Genomic DNA, 21,219 nt, shown 5'->3' on the forward strand with positions numbered 1-21,219 from the left:
ACTACCATCATCCCCATAATTCGGTAAACATAAGGTAGAAAGCTCTATCACGAGAAACGAGGTCGTGCTGTGCATCACCGTAGCTTACGCTTACTCCTCACCCTTGCGACGGTCTTTGGTTTCATCATGCTCGCAGTACCGCGACCGGTAGCTGCTGCCGGTGAACAGGTGCGTGGCGAATTGACCAATTGGGCAAGTTCGCCGTGGAATATGTCGGCGAGTCTCGGCGGTACATTTGTGTACGTGAGTGGCCAGATTAACGCAACAGACGACCCGACAAGTGAGTTCAAGTTCTACAAAGAGACGAATCAATGGTTTGGTAGGAATCCGGCTACTACCATCACCTTTGGTCAAATCTTTACCGGCTTAAGCTCCTACGGCAGTGAACCGAACCTGTCCTTTAACCATATCAGCGGCAGCTACTACGCTTTTAAGTGGGATGGCGCCGCAAGAGGTGTGGTATTCCAATTCAGTTCGGCCCCGGCAACGATTAGCGGTGTGAATCGTAGCCCGGCTGCGCCGTCCGCCGGGCAAGCAGTGACGGTCACTGCTACCACGAACGTTACCCCACCAGCAGCACAGGCACTCTGGCTACGTTATGCCGTCAACGGGAATTGGGCAGCCTCCACGGTGGTGAAGATGACCGGCAGTGGCACGTCGTTTAGTGCAACCATACCGGCCCAAACCGCCGGCACGATCGTCAGTTACTACGTCTTTAGTTCAGGAAATGTGGGTTCGATTGACGGCAACGATGCCGATCTGATGACGATCAACGCGGATACGAATGGTGGCAGTAACTATAGCTATACCGTCAGCAGTGGTACGAGTGCGATTACATCTGCCCAAGCCCGTGCGCTGTGGCTTGATCTGAGCACCATCGCATGGAATGGCGGCCCGGCGGCGAGCTTCCGCCTGCTCTACGATCCCGACGGCGGTATGACCACCGCTGCCGAGGCGACGGTTTGTAACTTTCCCAGCCCAGCAGCGCCGTGTTATGTGCCGTTGACGATCAGCGGTACGGTAAGCGGCTTTGTCAAGAATCCGAACGCGACCGGCCTCACCCGACTGCTCACCGGCTTGAGTGCAGCTAACGCTGGTCACCTACTACGCGGCCAAGTGGTCGTTGCGGCGTATGATGGTAACGGCAACCGCATCGATACTACTCGCGTCCAGATTCAGGGCGTGCTTGATAATCTGTATGCGGCGAATGCGACCACGCAAACCCTCGGTGTCAGCTACAGTGGTGGCGTACCGACGGTACGGTTGTGGGCGCCGACGGCGAAAACGGTGACCCTCCGCCGCTTCGCCACCTCTACCGCTACTTCCTACACCGACCACCCGATGACGCTCGACCCGGCAAGCGGCGTTTGGAGCGTCACCGGTGATGCATCGTGGGATCGCCAATTTTATTTGTTTGCGGTTGAGGTGTATGTGCCGGCGCTCGATGCAGTCGTCACTAACCTTGTCACCGACCCTTATGCGGTAAGCCTGTCGCAAGACGGCGCCGCCGGTGATGTGCGCAGCCAGTTCGTCAATCTGGACGATGCCGATCTGAAGCCGGCAGGGTGGGATACGCTGAGCAAGCCGGCGCTGGTTAATCCAGAAGACATCGTCATCTACGAGGTGCATATCCGCGACTTCAGTGCCAACGATAGCACGGTTGCGGCAGCGGATCGCGGCACCTACCGCGCCTTTACTTACGATGGAAGCGGCCCACATCCTAACACAACACTTTCTGATGGAATGAACCACCTGCTGCAATTGCGGCAAGCTGGTCTCACCCATATCCACCTCTTGCCCGCGTTTGATATAGCTTCCGTGATCGAAAAGCCGACCGACCGCACCGAACCGACCATCTCGTTCAACCCCGCCACCGACCGCGCCGCCATTGGCCCGCAAGCGGCAGTCGGCGCGGCTCGCCAGACCGACAGCTTCAACTGGGGATATGATCCCTACCACTACGGCGCGCCGGAAGGCTCGTACAGCACCAACCCCGATGGCGTTACCCGCATTCTTGAATTCCGCGAGATGGTGCAGGCACTCAACCAGAATGGGTTGCGCGTAGTGATGGATGTGGTCTACAATCACACCGCAGCCAGCGGCCAAGATGACAAATCGGTGCTGGATCGGATTGTGCCCGGCTATTACTACCGCTACGACGCCGCCGGCACTCTTTACCAATCCTCGTGCTGCGCCGACACCGCCACCGAGTACGCGATGATGGAGAAGCTCATGATCGATACGGTCGTGCGCTTCGCGACGGCGTATAAGATCGATGGCTTCCGCTTTGACCTGATGAACCTGCACACCCGCCAGAATATGCTCAATGTGCAGGCGGCGCTGCAGGCGCTCACCCCAGCAACTCATGGCGTCGACGGTAGCAAGATTTATCTGTACGGTGAAGGTTGGGATTTCGGCTCGGCCAAAGATAAAGGACTCACCGTCTGTCCGCACTGCTATGCGCACAAATACAATATGACCGGTAGTGGGATTGGCGTCTTCAACGATATTATCCGTGACGCGGCCCACGGTGGCTATAGCACCGACACGGTTGGTATCCGGCGGCAAGGTTTCATCAATGGCCTCAGCTACGACTGGAACGGCTATGCCTATCCCAACCGCTTCCAAAGTGATTTACACATAGTAATGGACACGCTGCGCTCGGCGTTACGCGGCAGCGGCACCGACTGGAATGGGCAAGGTAATCCGTTCACCGATGACCCGCAAGAGTCGATCAATTACGTTGAGAAACACGACAACGAAACCCTCTTTGACCAGAACGTCTTCAAGCTGCCCAACGGTAACGGCAGCGGTAATCCGGGCTGGATCGGCGGCAGCAGCATCGCTACCACGACCATGGCTGACCGGGTACGCAGCCAAAATATGGGGGTGAGCTTGATCGGGCTGGCGCAGGGTATTCCCTTCTTCCATATGGGCCAAGATATCTTGCGCTCGAAATCGCTTGACCGCAACAGCTACGACTCGGGCGACTGGTTCAACCGGGTCTATTGGGATCGCAGCGCCAACAACTTTGGCCGCGGCCTGCCGCCAACGTGGGACAACAACTCACGCTGGGGGATTATGACGCCGTTGCTGAACAACACCGCGCTTGACCCCGCTCCTGCCGATATGAACTTCGCCGCAGCTCATATGCGTGAGACGCTACGCCTGCGCATGAGTTCACCGCTCTTCCGTCTCACTACCGAAGCGGCGATCAATGCCCGCGTTAGCCACTACAACACCGACAACAGCCGCGATGCGCTGATTGTCATGCGGTTATCGGACGAGATCGATCCCGATCTCGACCCGAATTGGGAGAATATTCTCGTCTTCTTCAACGCCAACACGATCACCCAGACAATCACTATCCCCAACGCCAACGGCTTCACCCTGCACCCATTGCACACTAACGGCGTGGATGACGACCCGGTGATCGCGACGGCCAGTTTCAACGACGCCACCGACACTTTCAGCATCCCGCCGCGCACCACGGTGGTCTTCGTCTCGACCCAAGCCCTCGAACCGCCAAGCACGATTGACTGGGTGGGGCTGATGTTCCCGCGCGGCGGTGTAGCACACGCCATTGACCAGGGCAGCTTTGCACCCGCCGGCTTTGATGTCTTCGTGCAAGTCTACGAAGCGGGAGTGACGCCAGGGGCCGGGCAAGGTGCCGGAATCGAGTGTTTCTTGCATTGGGGTCGTTACGGGCAACCGTGGACCGACCTTCCGATGACCTACAATACTGACATCGGTAATAATGATGAGTATAAGGCGACGATTCCGAAAACGGTGATCGAGAGTCTCACCCCCGGCTCATATGGCTTTACCGCGTATTGTAAGAAGACAGTCGAAACCGGACGCAAATGGAAAGCCGACAGCTACGACATTAACGGCAATCCAGCCGATGACGATCAAGGCGACGGCCTGCTCACGATCATCCCAACTACCGATCCAGCTCTCGAACCAAATGGCGGCGTCTTCGTTCACTTGTTTGAATGGCGCTGGGCTGATGTTGCTAAAGAATGCACTTTCCTCGGTCAGAAGGGCTACACTGGTGTACAGGTCTCACCACCGAACGAACACATTGTGCCCACCGCCGATCTTGGTGGTAACCCGGCCAACGATTTCCCATGGTGGGCACGCTACCAGCCGGTTACCCACGACACTACCCGCTTCACCAGCCGCAGCGGTACGTGGGCCGAGTTCCAACAGATGGTGAACACCTGTAACAGCGCCGGCGTCGCTGTGATCGTTGACGCGGTGATCAATCACATGGCCGACATCGAAGTGGATAGCCCACCAACCGGCACGGCAGGCACTCAATACAAATCACAACCGGCAGCCAACCGATTCTACGGCACCCAATACACACCTGACGACTTCCATCCTGATTGTCTGATTACCAACTATCAAGACCGCTATCAGGTACAACGCTGCCAACTGGCCGGGCTACCCGATCTTGACACCGGCAAAGCGGCAGTTCAGACCAAGCTGCGTAACTACCTGCAGGCCTTGCTCAACGCCGGCGTGCGCGGCTTCCGTATCGATGCTGCCAAGCACATGGCCGCCCACGACGTCGGCGCGATCCTCAACGGCCTCACCCTACCCGGCGGTGGGCAACCCTACATCTTCAGCGAAGTGATCGAATGGATCCGGCGGAACGCATCCGCGACTGGGAATACACCCCTTACGGCGACGTAACCGAATTCGCCTACAGCATCAGCGTTATTGGTAACAACTTCAACTGCGGCGGCTCACTCAGCAGTCTCCAATCTTTTACGAGTGGCCTCTTGCCATCGCGCTTTGCCCAAATCTTCGTTGATAACCACGACAACCAACGTGGTCACGGCCCCGGCGGCGCATGCGTCGTTGATCACCGTGATGGCCGCACTCACCTGCTGGCCAACATCTTCACCTTGGCCCAACCCTACGGTCACCCATCGGTGATGTCGAGCTACTACTGGACAACCAACCCCAATAGTAACGCCGGCGACAGCCTTGGCCCGCCGAGCAGTAACGACGGCGGTATCACGTGGGGGCCGGGACTCGGAGCCGACACTCGCCCGGTCTACGGACCGGGACAGGTGGCAGGCGCATACCCAGCCAACTGTTCAGGTAACTACCCCAACCCGGTAACAAGCGCCGACCTCGGCACGTGGGTCTGCGAGCATCGCCACCCGGCGATTGCCAACATGGTGCAATTCCGTCAGACAACCGCAGGTGAGCCGATTTCCAACTGGCAAAACATCGGCGGCACACCGAGCAACCACATCGCGTTTGGACGTGGGAACAAAGGCTTTGTCGCAATCAACAACACTACAACGGCAGCCACCACCACCTACCAAACCAGCTTACCCGCCGGCTTCTACTGTGACATCACCAAATATGACTTCGTAGGAGGAATCTGCGTGCTGCCGGGTACAACCACGCAAGCCCCGGCCAGCGCGTTGATTGAAGTGAACGGGAGTGGGCAGATCGTCAACTACACACTGGCCGCACGTGACGCCTTCGCCATCCACATTAACGCACGGCCAAACTACCAGATCACGGTCAGCGCCGAACCGGCCAGCGGCGGCACAGCTAGCGGCGGCGGCGCCTACCCGCACGGCGCAGTGGTGACGGTCAATGCGACGCCGGCCAGCGGCTACACCTTCGTTAACTGGACGGAAGGGGCAACGATCGTGGCGACTACGGCCAGCTACAGTTTTGTGGCGACAGGAAACCGCACGCTCACGGCAAACTTTGCACCGATTGCACCGACGGCCACCCCGACCAATACGCCGACCGCGACCAGCACCCCGACCAACACACCGACCGCGACGGCCACCCCGACCAACACGCCGACTGCGACGGCCACCCCGACCAACACACCGACTGCGACGGCCACCCCGACCAACACGCCGACTGCGACGGCCACCCCGACCAACACGCCGACTGCGACGGCCACCCCGACCAACACGCCGACCGCGACCAGCACCCCGACCAACACGCCGACTGCGACGGCCACCCCGACCAATACGCCGACTGCGACGGCCACCCCGACCAATACGCCGACTGCGACGGCCACCCCGACCAACACGCCGACCAACACGCCCACCGCGACGGCCACCCCGACCCCGACATCGGTGATAACCGTACCGTCATATTGGATTTATATCCCGGTAATCATGCGGTAATCGCGGACGATAAAAACGGAACGCCCCGTAACGTAGAGACACACGATTGTACGTCCCTACGTTACGGGGCACCCATTCTCACCAACCGTGCCGGTTACCGCACGTACTGTGTCCTCCACGCCCTCTCTGCGCCTTTGCGTTACACGTTATGGTATCATCAACTAAAGCCAAAACGGAGGACACCCAATGCCATGGTCAAATGCCCTTGCCCGCCACTACCACATCCACGGCACGGTGACACCACTCCCCGGTGAATATGATCACAACCTGCTCGTTACTGCGAGCGATGGCATACAGTACGTGTTGAAGGTCATGCGGTCGCACTGCGATGCGACACTTGTTGATCTCCAGTGTGCAGCGTTGGAACATCTCGCCAATGTTGCGCCCGATCTTCCTATTCCACGCTTGATCCGCACTACCACCGGTGAAAGGTTTGTCACAGAGCAAGATCGGCTCATCTGGCTGATCACCGCACTGCCGGGCGAACACTATGCTACCTTCCGCCCTCACACCACCACCTTGCACACCGAAGTAGGCCGACAAGCCGCTCGTCTCGATCAGGCTCTGGGTAGCTTTACCCATCCCACTCTGCACCGACCACTCAAATGGAATCTGCTCCAAGCTGATTGGGCCACCACTGCCCTCACCGCTATTACCGACCCCATCCAGCGCGACCTTGCCGCTACTGCACTTGCCGCCTACACCGATCTACGTCCAAACCTGCTGCAACTACCACTTACGACTATTCACAACGACCTCAATGACTACAACCTGCTTGTGATGGCCGACAGCTATGGTCATTTAACCCTGAGTGGTATCCTCGACTTCGGCGATTTGTGCGCTGCACCGCGCATCTGCGAACTTGCAATTGCAGCGGCGTATGCCCTGTTTGACCAACCCGACCCCATACGGACACTAGGCGAGTTGGTCGCTGGGTACCATAGCGTCTGGTCACTGACCACCGCCGAGATCGATCTGATCTGGCCGCTGCTACGCACTCGATTGGCGATAAGCGTAGTCAACTCGGCGCTGATGAAACAACAACGCCCCGATGACCCCTACGTAACGATCTCGGAAGCACCAGCGTGGCGCTTGCTGGCTACAACCGCCCACCATGACCCCGCACTGGTTGCTGCCCGTTTACGCACCATTTGCGACTTACCAATATCCGACGCTGCCGAACGGGTTATGGTCTGGCTTGATGCGCAACGTGGTCGTTTTGCACCGGTGATCGGCTGCGATCTAACCACGGTTCCGGTGCTCAGCCTTGCGGTCGATGCACCGCTGCCGCAGGACCCGTTCCAGCTCACGACGCCAGAAGCGGAAGCCCTGACCGGTAGCAACACCGGTGTATACATCGGCCGTTACGGTGAGCCACGCCTTATCTATACCACTGCCACATTCTGGACCGCTCCCCAACCGCTGGCCGAACGCCGCACCATCCATCTCGGCGTCGATCTGTTTGCTCCGCCCGGCACTCCGATCTGCTCTCCACTCGATGGTGAAGTCGTGGCCGTCGAACATCTCTCCGACCGACTCGATTACGGTGGTTTGGTCATCCTCAAGCACTACACTCCAAACGGTGATCCGTTCTACACCCTCTACGGCCATCTTGAGCCGATCTGCTTCAAACGTCTCACCGTTGGTCAGCACATTGCCGCCGGGCAACTGTTTGCCGCCCTCGGCATGAGCAACAACAACGGCGGATGGCAACCACATCTCCACTTTCAATTGATCCTGCTCTACGACGCCGTTGCCGGAGACTGGCCCGGTGTTGCGGCTGCTAGCGAATGGACTTGGTGGCGTGCGGTTTGCCCCAATCCGGCAGCCCTGCTGAACCTACCGGACGAGCGCGTCGCCTACCAACCACTCGATCAGGTCAGTCTCCTACGTGAACGCCGCACGCACTTTGCCGGCAATCTGCGCTTGAGTTACCGCGAACCATGCACCTTTTTACGGGGCTGGCGCCACTATTTATTCGATGAGTACGGCCAAACGTATCTCGATGCTTACAATAACGTCCCTCACGTCGGCCATGCGCACCCGCGCATCCAAGCAGTTGCAGCGCAACAACTGCGTTTACTCAACACCAACACACGCTATCTGCACCCGGCTCAGATCGCGTTTGCCCACGAACTGCTTGCCAAACTGCCCCCGTCATTAAGTGTCTGTTTTTTCGTCAACTCCGGCTCTGAAGCCAACGAACTGGCGTTACGGTTAGCCCGCACCTACACCGGTGGGCACGATATGATTACCATCGACCACGGCTATCACGGCCACACCACCGGCGCAATCGCTATCTCGGCCTACAAGTTCAATCACCCCGCCGGCAACGGTAAACCCGACTGGGTAGAGGTAGTCATGGCACCTGACCCCTACCGCGGCCCTTACGGTCACGATGGCCCTCGCTACGCCGCCGAAGTTGATCAAGCCCTCGAACGGATCGCTACACGCGGTGGCAAACTCGCCGGCTTCATCGCCGAGACCTTCCCTAGCGTCGCCGGACAGATTATTCCCCCCCCTGGCTACCTCGCTACAGTATATCAACGTATTCGCGCTGCCGGTGGTGTCTGTATTGCCGACGAAGTACAGACCGGATTGGGGCGACTCGGTACACATTATTGGGCGTTCGAGTGTCAAGGGGTAGTGCCTGATGTTGTGGTTCTTGGCAAACCACTCGGCAATGGTCACCCCATCGGAGCGGTGATCACAACTGCCGAGATCGCTCGTGCCTTCGATAATGGCCTCGAATTCTTCTCGACGTTTGGCGGCAGTACGCTCTCGTGCGTCATCGGGCGCGAAGTGCTGCGCATCATCGACGAAGAAGGCCTGATGGATAACGCCCACTGTGTTGGTCAGGTCCTGCTCGCCGGTCTGCGTGACCTACAACACCGCCATCCCGTTATTGGTGATGTGCGGGGAATGGGCCTATTTATCGGCATTGAGTTGGTTACCGACTGTGCAACACGCGCACCGGCCACCGCGGCTGCTCGTTATGTGCGAGAGCGTCTACGCGCCGAACACATTCTCATCGGCACCGAAGGTCCAGCCGACAACGTGTTGAAGATTCGCCCACCGCTTACCTTCGATCTCGCCGCAACCACCGTCTTTCTAGAGCGACTCGATGCTATTCTCAGCGAGAGTTTTATTGCACGACAGGGAGGTTAGGCCAAATCGGTCGGACAACAAAGAATCTACTATCTCTTCACGCGATCTTCACAATTGACAAGTATCCTGATCAACGAAGCTGATACAATGCAACACTGGAAAGGAGAACGGTTTTATGGAACAACGACGCCTCAACTGGCCGGCATGGCTAGCACTCGGCATATCGATCTTCGCCCTCATCGTGGCGTTTGGGAGCATGGCCATGAGCCAGCGGGCGACATGGATGATGTGGAATGTCCCCAACTGGTCAAATCCGCAAATCCCCCCGGCTGTACCACCCGCCTGGCATGGACGGGGCGAGCGTGGCCCGATGGCACCCGGTTGGCACGAACGGGGCGAGCGTGGCCCGATGGCACCCGGTTGGCACGAACGGGGCGAGCGTGGGTTTGCACCTATGCCGGGTTGGGGTATGCCCGGTATGAAAGGTGGTAAGGGTTGGTTTGGCGGCTTCTTCGGCGGCCTCTTCCGCCTCATCGACGGCCTCCTCAAACTGGCTGCACTAGCGCTCTTGGTCTGGCTTGGCATCCGCATCTTCCGCCAGCGCCAAAACCCACCGGCTACTACGCCACCGACTACGCCACCGGCTCCACCACTCACCCCGGCCGGTCACGACCCACGGGTTGAGTAGCACTGGCAATCGAGAAGGATTGATCATCACAGAGCGGGTTTGTGGCTGACCTCAAAACCCGCTCTCGCTCCCGTATCGAGACGCTGCGAGTGATCCATGACGCGAACGATTCTAGTTGTTGATGATGAACCCGGCATCGTCAAAATTGCCCGCGACTACCTCGAACGGGCCGGCTTCCACGTGACCAGCGCCGGCGATGGCCCAAGCGCGCTGCGATTGGCTCGCCAAGAGCACCCATCTCTGATCGTGCTCGATTTGATGTTGCCTGGAATGGACGGACTAGACGTTACACGCGCACTCCGTCAAGATCCGCTCACCGCCGGCGTACCGATCATCATGCTCACTGCGCGCGTCGAAGAGACCGACCGCTTAATCGGCCTTGAATTAGGTGCCGACGATTACATCACCAAACCCTTCAGTCCGCGTGAACTGGTTGCGCGCGTGCGCGCAGTACTTCGACGGATTGAAGGGCACCTTCAACCGACGAAGGTGATACAAGCCGGCCGATTGACCATCGATCTCGAACGGCGCATCGTTCGTCGCGATAATGAGATAATTGAGCTGACTGCTACCGAGTTTGAGTTGCTCACCATTCTTGCTAGTGCGCCAGGGCGACCGTTTACCCGTGCCCAATTGCTTGATCGCATCTATGATACCAACTATACCGGTTTCGACCGCACCATCGATGCCCATATTAAAAATCTGCGTCGTAAGATCGAGCCTGATCCAAATGGCCCACCACGCCTCATTTTGACGGTGTACGGCGTTGGGTATAAGTTTGCCGAACCGGATGGAACCGGATGCGTATAATCAGTGATGACGGCGAGATGGCATCCGTACAGATTGTCGGTATCAGTATCCCATGTGACGCTACTCCGTCTGGCGTCCAGCTTTACCGCCGGCTACCAACACCGCACACTACACGATGAGCTGAATGAGGCACAACGAATCGAATATTGAGGCTGCGTATGCGCCCACCGCGACTCTTTAATCTAATGCTCACCGCCTTCGCACTCGTGATCATGCTCGGTATTAGCGGCATGGTCTTATCGTTTTGGCTGGTGATGAGTCAGGCCAATCCGGGCGAGCGGCGTTGGATGGAAGCCGAGATGGCGGCACGAGCACGAGCCACCGAACTGGCAGCCTACTACCGTCAAACCGGTTCGTGGCGTGACGTCGAGCGACAGATGGGGCCGCTACCGCAGGGCTTCGGTGACATCAAAGGTTCGACATGGCTTCTCGACGCCAATGGCAGGATCGTCGCTGGCCGCCGTCGTCCCCCCATTTTACGCGGCAACGAAGCTGTACGCCGTATTCCGATCATTGTTGACGGTCAGCAAGTTGGGACGCTGGTGATCTCAGTCGTCGACGATGAAGAAGCATTTCCGGTCGGTAGCGTTGATCGGCGGACGATCTTGCTTGGCATTATCGGGGCCGGCGCTGGATTGATGGTCATCTTACTTGTCCTCGCCACCATCTTCTCACGCCAACTCAGTACGCCTCTCCGACACATCAGTGCCGCCGCCCACGCCATCGCCGCCGGCGATCACAGCAGTCGCGTCCAACCGGCCAACGTGCGCGAGCTAGCCGATCTGGCTGCCAGTTTCAACCGCATGGCTGCCGCGTTACAACAGGCCGACCAGCAGCGCCGGCAACTCACTGCCGACATCGCTCACGAACTGCGCACGCCTCTTTCGATCATCAAAGGACGGCTTGAGGGCATTCAAGACGGCGTGTACGAAGCTGACGACGAACAGATCGAAGCCCTCCTTGCCGAAGTAGCACTCCTCGAACGGCTGATCAACGACTTACACTTGCTGGCACTGGCCGATGCCGGCCAACTACCACTCTACCGGGAAACCGTCTCGCCGGTGATGCTAGTTAACGAGGCAATCCGCTCGTTTACGCAAAGCGCCACCGAACGTAAGGTCGTCCTTACCACTACCATCACCTCCGATTTGCCCGATGTTGATGTTGATCCACAACGGATTGCTCAAGTGTTGGGTAACCTGATCAGCAATGCTCTTCGCCACACCCCACCCGGTGGTGAGATCAACCTTGCCGTCATCGCCGATGTTGACAACGTTACGTTTCATGTGCGTGACACCGGTAGTGGGATCGATCCTGCTGATCTGCCACACATCTTCGACCGATTCTACCGATCGGATCGCTCCCGCACTCGTAGCAGTGGTGGTGCCGGGTTAGGGCTGGCAATCGCCCGTCGGTTGGTTGAAGCTCACGGTGGTCAAATTTGGGCCACAAGTGAGCTTGGGCGCGGTACTACGGTCAGTTTTCGCGTGCCGGTGGTGTCATCTCTATCACCGGCAATGTCCTGTGAACAGAAGCCTGCAATCCATCGGGCACAATGGTCGTTGTGATTCTCGCCAACACTACCCCTGCAGTGCGGAGGGTCTTGTGGTATACTGACTATACAGCTCAACAGTGTCGTTACCGCCTATATCCAAAGTAACCTCTTGAACTTTTCAGCAGTTCATGGTATCATTGTCTTTCGCGATCTGTAATAAGCGCGCTCAGATCAGTGATTACTATTATGGCAGGAAGTCCCCGTGTGGGGCGCAATGAATGCTAACCGGTACGTAAGTTTGGGCCAGTCTACCGGCAGCCCACTGATGGGCAAGCCGAGAGGTGGCTATTTCTGTTTTTGTAACTAACCCATTCGCCACGCAGCATGATGAACCAAACCGGACACAGAGAAGAGAGGTGCGTATGCCCCCGTTGATTGAGAGCGTGGTCCTTCAGCCGCTGATCGCCCCGATCGACCCGGGCTTCGACGGTCGCCGGTCGCGCCGGATCGAACGCCGTTCGTTCGCACGCATCAAAGATGCGATTGATCTACCGTTGCTGATCGAAACCCAACTCAAGAGTTTTGAATGGTTCAAACGAGAGGGGCTGCGCGAACTCTTCGACGAGATTTCGCCAATTACCGATTTTACCGGTAAGAACCTCGAACTACACTTTCGTGATTATACCTTCGGCGAACCCCGTTATGACGAGTTCGAGTGCCGCGATCGTGACCTAACCTATGCTGCCCCTCTACGAGTAAAGGTCGAATTACGTATTCTCACCACCGGTGAGATTAAGGAATCGGAGATCTTCCTTGGTGATTTTCCGATGATGACCGATAACGGCACCTTCGTTTACAACGGCGCCGAACGAGTGGTCGTCTCGCAATTGATCCGCTCACCGGGGGTCTACTTTAAAGATGAAAAGGATCCAACCAGCGGTCGTGTCCTTCATACCGCCAAGCTGATCCCTAACCGCGGTGCATGGCTTGAGTTCGAGACCAACAAGCGCGATGTGATCAGCGTCAAAGTTGATCGCAAACGTAAGATTCCGGTCACAATCTTGCTCCGCGCCATTAGCGCCTGGATCGCCAACGAAGATGGTAGCGGACGCTGGGCACCCGATAACGAACTAGATAAGTACGGTCACAATGAGCATCTTATCGAATGGTTCCGCCACGTTGATACGGTGGCCGAACATCTATACATCCAGGCGACGATTGATAAGGATCCGTCGCACAATGCGAAAGAGGCATTGCTTGAGCTGTATAAGCGGTTGCGTCCTGGTGACCCGCCGACGCTTGAGAACGCGCGCACACTGATCGAGTCGCTGCTCTTTAACCCGCGACGGTACGATCTGGCGAAAGTGGGCCGCTACAAGCTCAACAAGAACCTCTGGGAGCGCGATGCCCGCCGTGATGGTCCCAAAGCACCCGATCTCAGTGTTCGCGTGCTCCTACCTCGCGATATTTTCCGTATCGTAGAGCAAATGATTTTGCTCAACAACGGCTACGGTCGCCCTGATGACATCGACCATCTTGGGAATCGTCGCGTGCGTACCGTCGGTGAGTTGATCCAGCAACAATTCCGCGTTGGTCTACTCCGCCTCGAACGGGTGGTGAAAGAGCGAATGTCACTCCAAGACCCGGCCAGCGCTACACCCAACGGTCTGATTAATATCCGACCCGTAGTCGCGGCGATGCGCGAATTCTTTGGTGGTTCGCAGTTGAGCCAGTTTATGGATCAGACCAATCCGCTCGCCGAGTTGACCAATAAGCGCCGTCTGTCAGCGCTTGGCCCCGGTGGTCTGTCACGTGACCGCGCCGGCTTTGAAGTGCGCGACGTGCATCACTCGCACTATGGCCGCATCTGTCCGGTGGAAACACCGGAAGGTCCGAACATCGGCTTGATCGGTACGATGTCGACTTTCGCCCGCGTTAATGAGATGGGCTTTCTCGAAACACCGTATCGCAAGGTGTATAACAGCATCGATAACGCCCACGTGTGGCGCGAAAAAGGCATTTTACTGCGGGACGTGCGCGATCTCCGCACCGGTGATCTGATCGCTGCCAAGGGTACTCGCGTCGATGACCAGATTGCCCGCCAGATTACGATTGGCTTGCTGCGCGGTCAGATTCTCCGTGAGGATATTGTCGATCCCAATACCGGTGAATTAATCGCCGAGGCCGGTACCGAAATTAACCGCGCCCTCGCCGAACGGATTGTGAACCTGCCGATGAAGCAGATTAAGATCCGTCCGGTCGTGTCGCAAGAGGTCGATTACCTGAGTGCCGATGAAGAAGATCGCTTCGTCATCGTGCAGGCCAATGCACCGCTTGATGAACATAACCGCTTCCTCGATACAACGGTCTCGTGTCGCTTCGGCGAGGATTTCGTGACCGAACGGGTAGAGCGAGTCGATTACATGGACGTATCACCCAAGCAAGTGGTGAGCGTCTCGACCTCGCTGATCCCCTTCCTTGAGCACGACGACGCAAACCGTGCGCTGATGGGGTCGAACATGCAACGGCAAGCTGTGCCACTGCTCCGCCCTGATGCGCCGATTGTCGGCACCGGCATGGAGTATCGTACTGCTCGCGATAGTGGTCAAGTGGTGGTGGCCCGCCGCGATGGAGTGGTAGTGAGCGCAACCAGCAACCGCATCATCGTCGAGGAAGATGACGGCAAGCGGACAGAGTATCGCCTGCGTAAGTTTATGCGCAGTAACCAAGATACCTGTATCAACCAGCGTCCGTCGGTGGTGCGTGGTCAGCGGGTGCGCGCCGGTGATGTGATCGCTGACAGCTCGAGTACCGATCAGGGCGAGTTGGCGCTCGGCCAGAATGTGTTGGTAGCGTATATGCCGTGGGAGGGCGGTAACTTTGAGGACGCTATTCTGGTCAGCGAGCGACTGGTACGCGAGGATATCTTTACGTCGATCCATATTGAAAAGTATGAGGTCGAGGCGCGCGATACCAAGCTCGGCCCCGAAGAGATTACCCGCGATATTCCAAACGTTGGTCAGGATAGCCTGCGCAACCTTGATGAACGCGGTATTATCTATATCGGCGCCGAGGTGCAACCGAACGATATTCTGGTAGGAAAGATTACCCCCAAAGGCGAGACCGACTTGACCGCCGAAGAGCGTCTGCTGCGGGCGATCTTCGGTGAGAAGGCCCGTGAGGTGAAAGATAGCTCGCTGCGCGTGCCCAACGGTGTACGCGGGAAGGTTATTGATGTCAAGGTGTTCTCGCGCAGCGAAGGGGCTGAACTACCGGTTGGCGTGAATCAGACGGTGCGGGTTCTGCTTTGCCAGAAGCGCAAGATTAGCGCCGGTGATAAGATGGCCGGTCGCCACGGAAATAAGGGTGTCGTCTCGCGCGTCTTACCCATGGAGGATATGCCGTTCTTGCCCGATGGCCGCCCGGTGGATATTATCCTTAATCCCATCGGTGTGCCGTCACGTATGAATATCGGTCAGATTCTTGAAACCCACCTCGGCTGGGCCGCCGCCCGCCTTGGGTTCCGCGTCGCCACCCCGGTGTTCGACGGCGCTCACGAGGATCAGATTAAGGACCTGCTTGTACAGGCTGGCTTGCCTGCCGATGGGAAGGTAACCCTCTACGATGGCCGGACCGGCGAGAAATTCGACCATCCGGTTACCGTCGGCTATGCCTATATGCTCAAGCTAGCCCACCTCGTTGAAGACAAGATTCACGCGCGCTCGACCGGTCCCTACAGCCTTGTCACTCAGCAACCGCTCGGTGGTAAGGCTCAGTTCGGTGGGCAGCGCTTCGGTGAGATGGAGGTGTGGGCATTGGAGGCATACGGTGCCGCTTACACCTTGCAAGAGATGCTGACCGTCAAATCCGACGACGTAGTTGGCCGCGTCAAGACGTATGAGGCAATTGTGAAGGGTGAGCCGATCCAAGAGGCCGGTGTACCTGAAAGCTTCAAGGTGCTGATCAAGGAGTTGCAGAGCCTTGGCCTTAGCGTCGAAGTGCTAAGCGCCGACGAAAAGCCGGTTGAGCTGAGCGATGACCTCGATAGCGACATCGGTGCCCTTGAAGGTATTAACCTGAGTGGTATGGAACGCGGCGAATTCTAATCGTTCGGATCGGAAGATGGGGATCGGTCACGATATATCAATGGGATGCCGGCAATCGGTGGTTGGTAAGGATGACATCTGATCGGTAGAGACGTTGCCAGGCAACGTCTCTACACTGCGTAACAGAACATTAACCTTAGCACCACGATCTCGTCGCTTTGTGCAAGCCTATGGTGTATCGTTGAGACCCCAGCACTGTACGATACCAAATCAGACGGAACTGACCCAAGCACGGCGCCACTACGGTTGATGTAGTCGTAGTCGGTGCATGAAGTCTGGCGGTATGCTTCCGCTACAGGAGTAAGTCCCCATGCTGGAAATTAACGACTTCAACGCCATTCGGATCAGTCTCGCTTCACCTGAAGATATCCGATCGTGGTCGCACGGCGAAGTCACGAAACCCGAAACCATCAACTACCGCACGCTCAAACCTGAACGCGACGGTCTCTTCTGCGAACGTATTTTTGGTCCAACGAAAGACTGGGAATGCTTCTGCGGGAAGTATAAGCGTGTGCGCTATAAGGGTGTCGTCTGCGATAAGTGTGGAGTCGAGGTCACCCGGGCTAAGGTGCGACGTGAGCGCATGGGCCATATTAGTCTGGCCTCGCCGGTGAGCCACATCTGGTTTGTCAAAGGTACTCCCTCTCGCCTCGGCCTCCTACTCGATATTTCGCCACGAAATCTTGAGCGTGTCCTCTATTTCGCCTCGTACATCATTGTAGATGTGAAGGAGGATATGCTTCAGGTGGCACGTGAGATGGTGCAGGAGGAGTACGCTGCGCGCCGCGAGAAGATTCAAAAGCAGGCCGAAGAGAAGCGGATCGAGCTGAGTACGCAACTGACCCAAGACCTCGGCGGTATGGAGACAGCGCAGCGCAGCACCCAGCGGCAAATCGAAGAAGATTACCGCCGTCAGCGCGATGAGTTGGTTGGCGAAGCCGAACGGCTGCGTGAGCGGCTGGAAGAGATGAGCGGTACGCTGGCCGATGAAGATATTATCTTCCGGGGTGTGACCGTGGTCGAAGAGGGTGAACTGATTAACGACAACACCCTCGACCAGCTCGACGAATTGGTTGAGCAAGAGCTTGAGGTGCTTGAAGAGCGCCGTCGCCGTGATCTGGCCGATGCCGAGCTGCTGACCGACGCCGAACGCGAGCGTAAGGCGTATGAAGCTACCCAAGAGCAGGAGCGATTGCAAGAGCGCCTGCAACGGGAGCTGGATATGCTGGTTCGCGAAGAGAAGGAGAAGCTCGAACAGCTCGATAAACTGAAGGTGGGCCTGATCATTACCGAAAACGAGTACCGGCAGTTACGCGATGTTGCACCCGGTGTCTTCCGTGCTGATATGGGGGCCGGCGCGATCCGCGAGCTGCTCGAACGGCACCTGAACCTCGATAAGCTGGCCGAAGAATTGCAGGCCGAGATTCAAACATCACAGGGTCAGCGCCGGAAAAAGGCGACGAAGCGGCTGCGCATCGTTGAGGCGTTCCGCAAGAGCGGTAATCGCCCGGAGTGGATGATCCTTACGGTGCTACCGGTTATACCACCCGACCTGCGCCCGATGGTGCAGCTCGATGGTGGTCGCTTTGCTACGAGCGATCTCAACGATCTCTATCGTCGGGTGATCAACCGCAATAACCGACTCAAGCGGCTGATCGAACTGAACGCGCCGGAAATCATCGTGCGTAATGAGAAGCGCATGTTGCAAGAGGCAGTTGATGCGCTGATCGATAACGGTCGGCGTGGGCGAGCAGTTAGCGGTAAGGGGAAGCATCGTCTGAAGAGCCTGAGCGATATGCTCAAGGGTAAACAAGGCCGCTTCCGCCAGAACCTACTCGGTAAGCGTGTCGATTATTCGGGCCGTTCGGTGATCGTGGTAGGCCCCAATCTGCAACTGCACCAGTGCGGTCTGCCCAAGAAAATGGCACTCGAGCTATTTAAGCCCTTTGTGATGCGCCGACTGGTCGAACGTGGTGTCGCCCATAACATTAAGAACGCTAAGCGTGCCGTCGAACGTGTGCGCCCTGAAGTGTGGGACGCACTCGAAGAGGTGATTAAAGACTATCTGGTGCTGCTCAACCGCGCACCATCGTTGCACCGCCTCTCGATTCAGGCCTTCGAGGCGAAGCTCATCGAGGGATCGGCGATTCAGCTTCACCCGCTCGTCTGCGCTGCGTTTAACGCAGACTTCGACGGTGACCAGATGGCGGTTCACGTGCCGCTTTCACGGAAAGCGCAGGAAGAGGCACGCACTCGGATGCTGAGCAAGTACAATCTGTTGAGTCCGGCGCATGGTGAACCGATTATCACCCCTTCGCAGGACATCGTTCTTGGCTGCTACTACCTGACAATGGTGCGCGATGGCACGAAGGGAACGGGTAAGCGGTTCGCTTCGATCGATGAGGCGATGCTGGCCTACGAAAAGGGCTTGATCGATATTCAAGCACCGATCTGGATCCGGATGAATGGTTCCATCTCTGGTAAGAGCGACCGTCCTGTGCGCGAATTGCCGCCGGCCAGCGATGGTACACCGCGTATGGTCATTGAAACGACAATCGGGCGTGTGTTGCTCAATAGCGAGCTACAACCACCATTACGCTTCCGCAATCGCCTGATCGACAAGAAGGGCCTGAAAGAGATTATCGCCGATTGCTACCAGTACTACACCAGCTTGCGCAATCTGAGCGAAGCCCAGCTTAACGAGGTACGGGCAGCCCATGGCAATAAGCACGTCCAAGAATTGGCCCGTATCTACGGTTCGGAGATGACGGCCCAGCAAGCCGACCGTATTAAGACACTCGGCTTCCGCTACGCTACGCTTGGCGGTATGACGATCGGGATTGACGATATTGAAGTGCCGGCCAAGAAGTATGACATCGTGCGCGAAGCCGAACAACAGGTTGCTGAAGTCGAGAAACAGTTCCGCCGTGGTCTGATCACCGAAGAGGAGCGCTATCAAGAGGTGGTACGGATCTGGCAGGAGGCGACTAAGCAAACCATCGCTGCCGTGAAGGAGAATCTGAACCCCTTCGGCCCCGTGGCAATGATGTCAACATCGGGCGCTCGCGGTAACATTAACCAGATCTCACAGATGGCCGGTATGCGCGGGTTGATGTCCGACCCAACCGGACGGATTATCGAGCTACCGATTAAGGCCAACTTCCGCGAGGGTCTGTCGGTGCTCGACTACTTCGTTTCAACCCACGGTGGGCGTAAGGGTCTGGCCGACACCGCGTTGCGTACCGCCGACGCCGGTTACCTCACGCGCCGGTTGGTTGATGTTGCGCAAGATGTGATTATCAACATCGAAGATTGCGGTACCGAAGAGGGTCTATGGCTCCATAGCGCCGACGATGGCGAGTTGATGGAAAAGCTACAGGTCCGTATGCTCGGCCGCATTCTTGCCGCACCGATCTACGACAAGACGACCGGTGAGTTGATCGCCGACCGCAACACCGAGATCGATGAAGAATTGGCGGAAAAGATTATCGCCGCCGGTCACGAATCGGTCTTTGTCCGTTCGCCCCTGACGTGCCAAGCCGAACACGGTCTTTGCCGGATGTGCTACGGTCGCAACCTCGCTACCGGCAAGTTGGTCGAGATCGGTGAGGCGGTTGGAATCATCGCTGCGCAATCCATCGGTGAGCCGGGCACCCAGCTTACCCTGCGAACGTTCCATACCGGTGGTGTTGCCTCCGCCGATGATATTACGCAGGGTCTGCCACGCGTGCAGGAGATCTTCGAAGCACGTGTGCCCAAGGGTAAAGCATTGCTGGCCGAGATCGATGGCGTGGTGCAGATCGTGCGTGAAGATGAAGGGGTACGTAAGATTCGCATCGTCTCGACCAACGTCTACACCGATGAGTACCCGCTGACGCGCGGTTTCACACCGGTGATCGAATCTGAGAGCGATGTTTATGAAGGACAGGTGATCGCCGAAGGACCGGGTGGTGAGCAGATCATCGCTCGGCTGAGCGGGAAGGCCTTTATTCAGTCTGACCGGATCATCATTAGTCAGGAAGATCACGAAGAGCGTGAATTGGTGGTGCCCCACAACGCTCGCATTCGGGTCGATAATGGTGATCGGGTTATGGCCGGGCAACAGTTAACCGACGGTAGTGCTAATCCGCAAGAGCTGCTTGAATTGCAAGGTCGGGAAGCAGTGCAACGCTACCTGGTCAACGAAGCCCAAAAGGTCTACCGCTCGCAGGGCGTGAACATCAACGACAAGCACATTGAAGTGATTGCTCGCCAGATGCTGCGCCGCGTGCGCATCGAAGAACCCGGTGATACCGGTCTCTTACCCGGTGAGCTGATCGATAGTGCCGAATTCCGCCGCCTCAACAACGATATTGTCAGCCAGGGTGGTGATCCGGCAACCGCAGCGACAGTATTGCTGGGCATTACCAAAGCCTCACTGAATACCGATAGCTTCCTCTCGGCGGCTTCGTTCCAAGAGACGACCCGCGTGTTGACCGATGCTGCTATTCAGGGTAAGGTTGACTATCTGCGCGGTCTGAAGGAGAACGTTGTCATCGGTAAGCTCATCCCTGCCGGAACGGGGATCGAGAAGCGGCTTGAACGCCAACACGAAGATTTGGTCAGCGAGATGGCACGGATGCTCGAAGAGGTACAGCAGGCCGAGAAGAGTGCCGAGCCAACAACCACCGCCTTGCCTACTACCAACGGTCATCAGGTACCGCAGAGCGATACCGATGCGTTATTGCGGGCACGGCTCGAAGAGTTGCTGTCCGGTGATAACGACCACGATGATGAAGAGGATTCAGATCATCCCGATCTGTCCTCACTGTGATCCGTAACAGTAGGCGATGAATA

At 57.3% G+C, this 21,219-nt stretch carries 8 protein-coding genes; all 8 read left to right on the top strand.

Annotation, left to right across the window (positions count from 1 at the left end; all coding sequences use genetic code 11):
• Window positions 1–69: 69 nt before the first annotated feature.
• Entirely contained in the window at window positions 70–4,701 is a 4,632-nt protein-coding gene (gene pulA, locus AC01ZF_RS00705; RefSeq protein ID WP_476575030.1) for a pullulanase-type alpha-1,6-glucosidase, read from the top strand.
• A complete protein-coding gene (locus AC01ZF_RS00710; protein ID WP_476575031.1) occupies window positions 4,647–6,176 on the top strand; it encodes an InlB B-repeat-containing protein in 1,530 nt (509 codons plus the stop codon). Before pulA ends, AC01ZF_RS00710 begins: the two co-directional genes overlap by 55 nt.
• Window positions 6,177–6,362: 186 nt before the next feature.
• Window positions 6,363–9,344, top strand: coding sequence for an aminotransferase class III-fold pyridoxal phosphate-dependent enzyme (locus tag AC01ZF_RS00715; RefSeq protein WP_428111058.1), 2,982 nt, complete (start codon window positions 6,363–6,365; stop codon window positions 9,342–9,344).
• Between the two features lie 115 nt (window positions 9,345–9,459).
• Window positions 9,460–9,972: a hypothetical protein gene (locus AC01ZF_RS00720; protein WP_424676509.1), complete on the top strand. Its 513-nt coding sequence runs from the start codon at window positions 9,460–9,462 to the stop codon at window positions 9,970–9,972.
• A 96-nt stretch (window positions 9,973–10,068) separates the two neighbouring features.
• Entirely contained in the window at window positions 10,069–10,782 is a 714-nt protein-coding gene (locus tag AC01ZF_RS00725) for a response regulator transcription factor (protein WP_424676510.1), read from the top strand.
• 158 nt (window positions 10,783–10,940) lie between these two features.
• Window positions 10,941–12,350 (top strand): ATP-binding protein, encoded by a 1,410-nt coding sequence (locus tag AC01ZF_RS00730; protein ID WP_424676511.1) that lies wholly within the window; start codon window positions 10,941–10,943, stop codon window positions 12,348–12,350.
• A gap of 349 nt (window positions 12,351–12,699) precedes the next feature.
• Entirely contained in the window at window positions 12,700–16,383 is a 3,684-nt protein-coding gene (gene rpoB, locus AC01ZF_RS00735; RefSeq protein ID WP_424676512.1) for a DNA-directed RNA polymerase subunit beta, read from the top strand.
• A gap of 310 nt (window positions 16,384–16,693) precedes the next feature.
• Window positions 16,694–21,196, top strand: a complete 4,503-nt coding sequence (gene rpoC, locus AC01ZF_RS00740) for a DNA-directed RNA polymerase subunit beta' (protein WP_424676513.1) — start codon at window positions 16,694–16,696, stop codon at window positions 21,194–21,196.
• Window positions 21,197–21,219 lie beyond the last annotated feature (23 nt).

Source organism: Chloroflexus sp., from assembly GCF_056331925.1.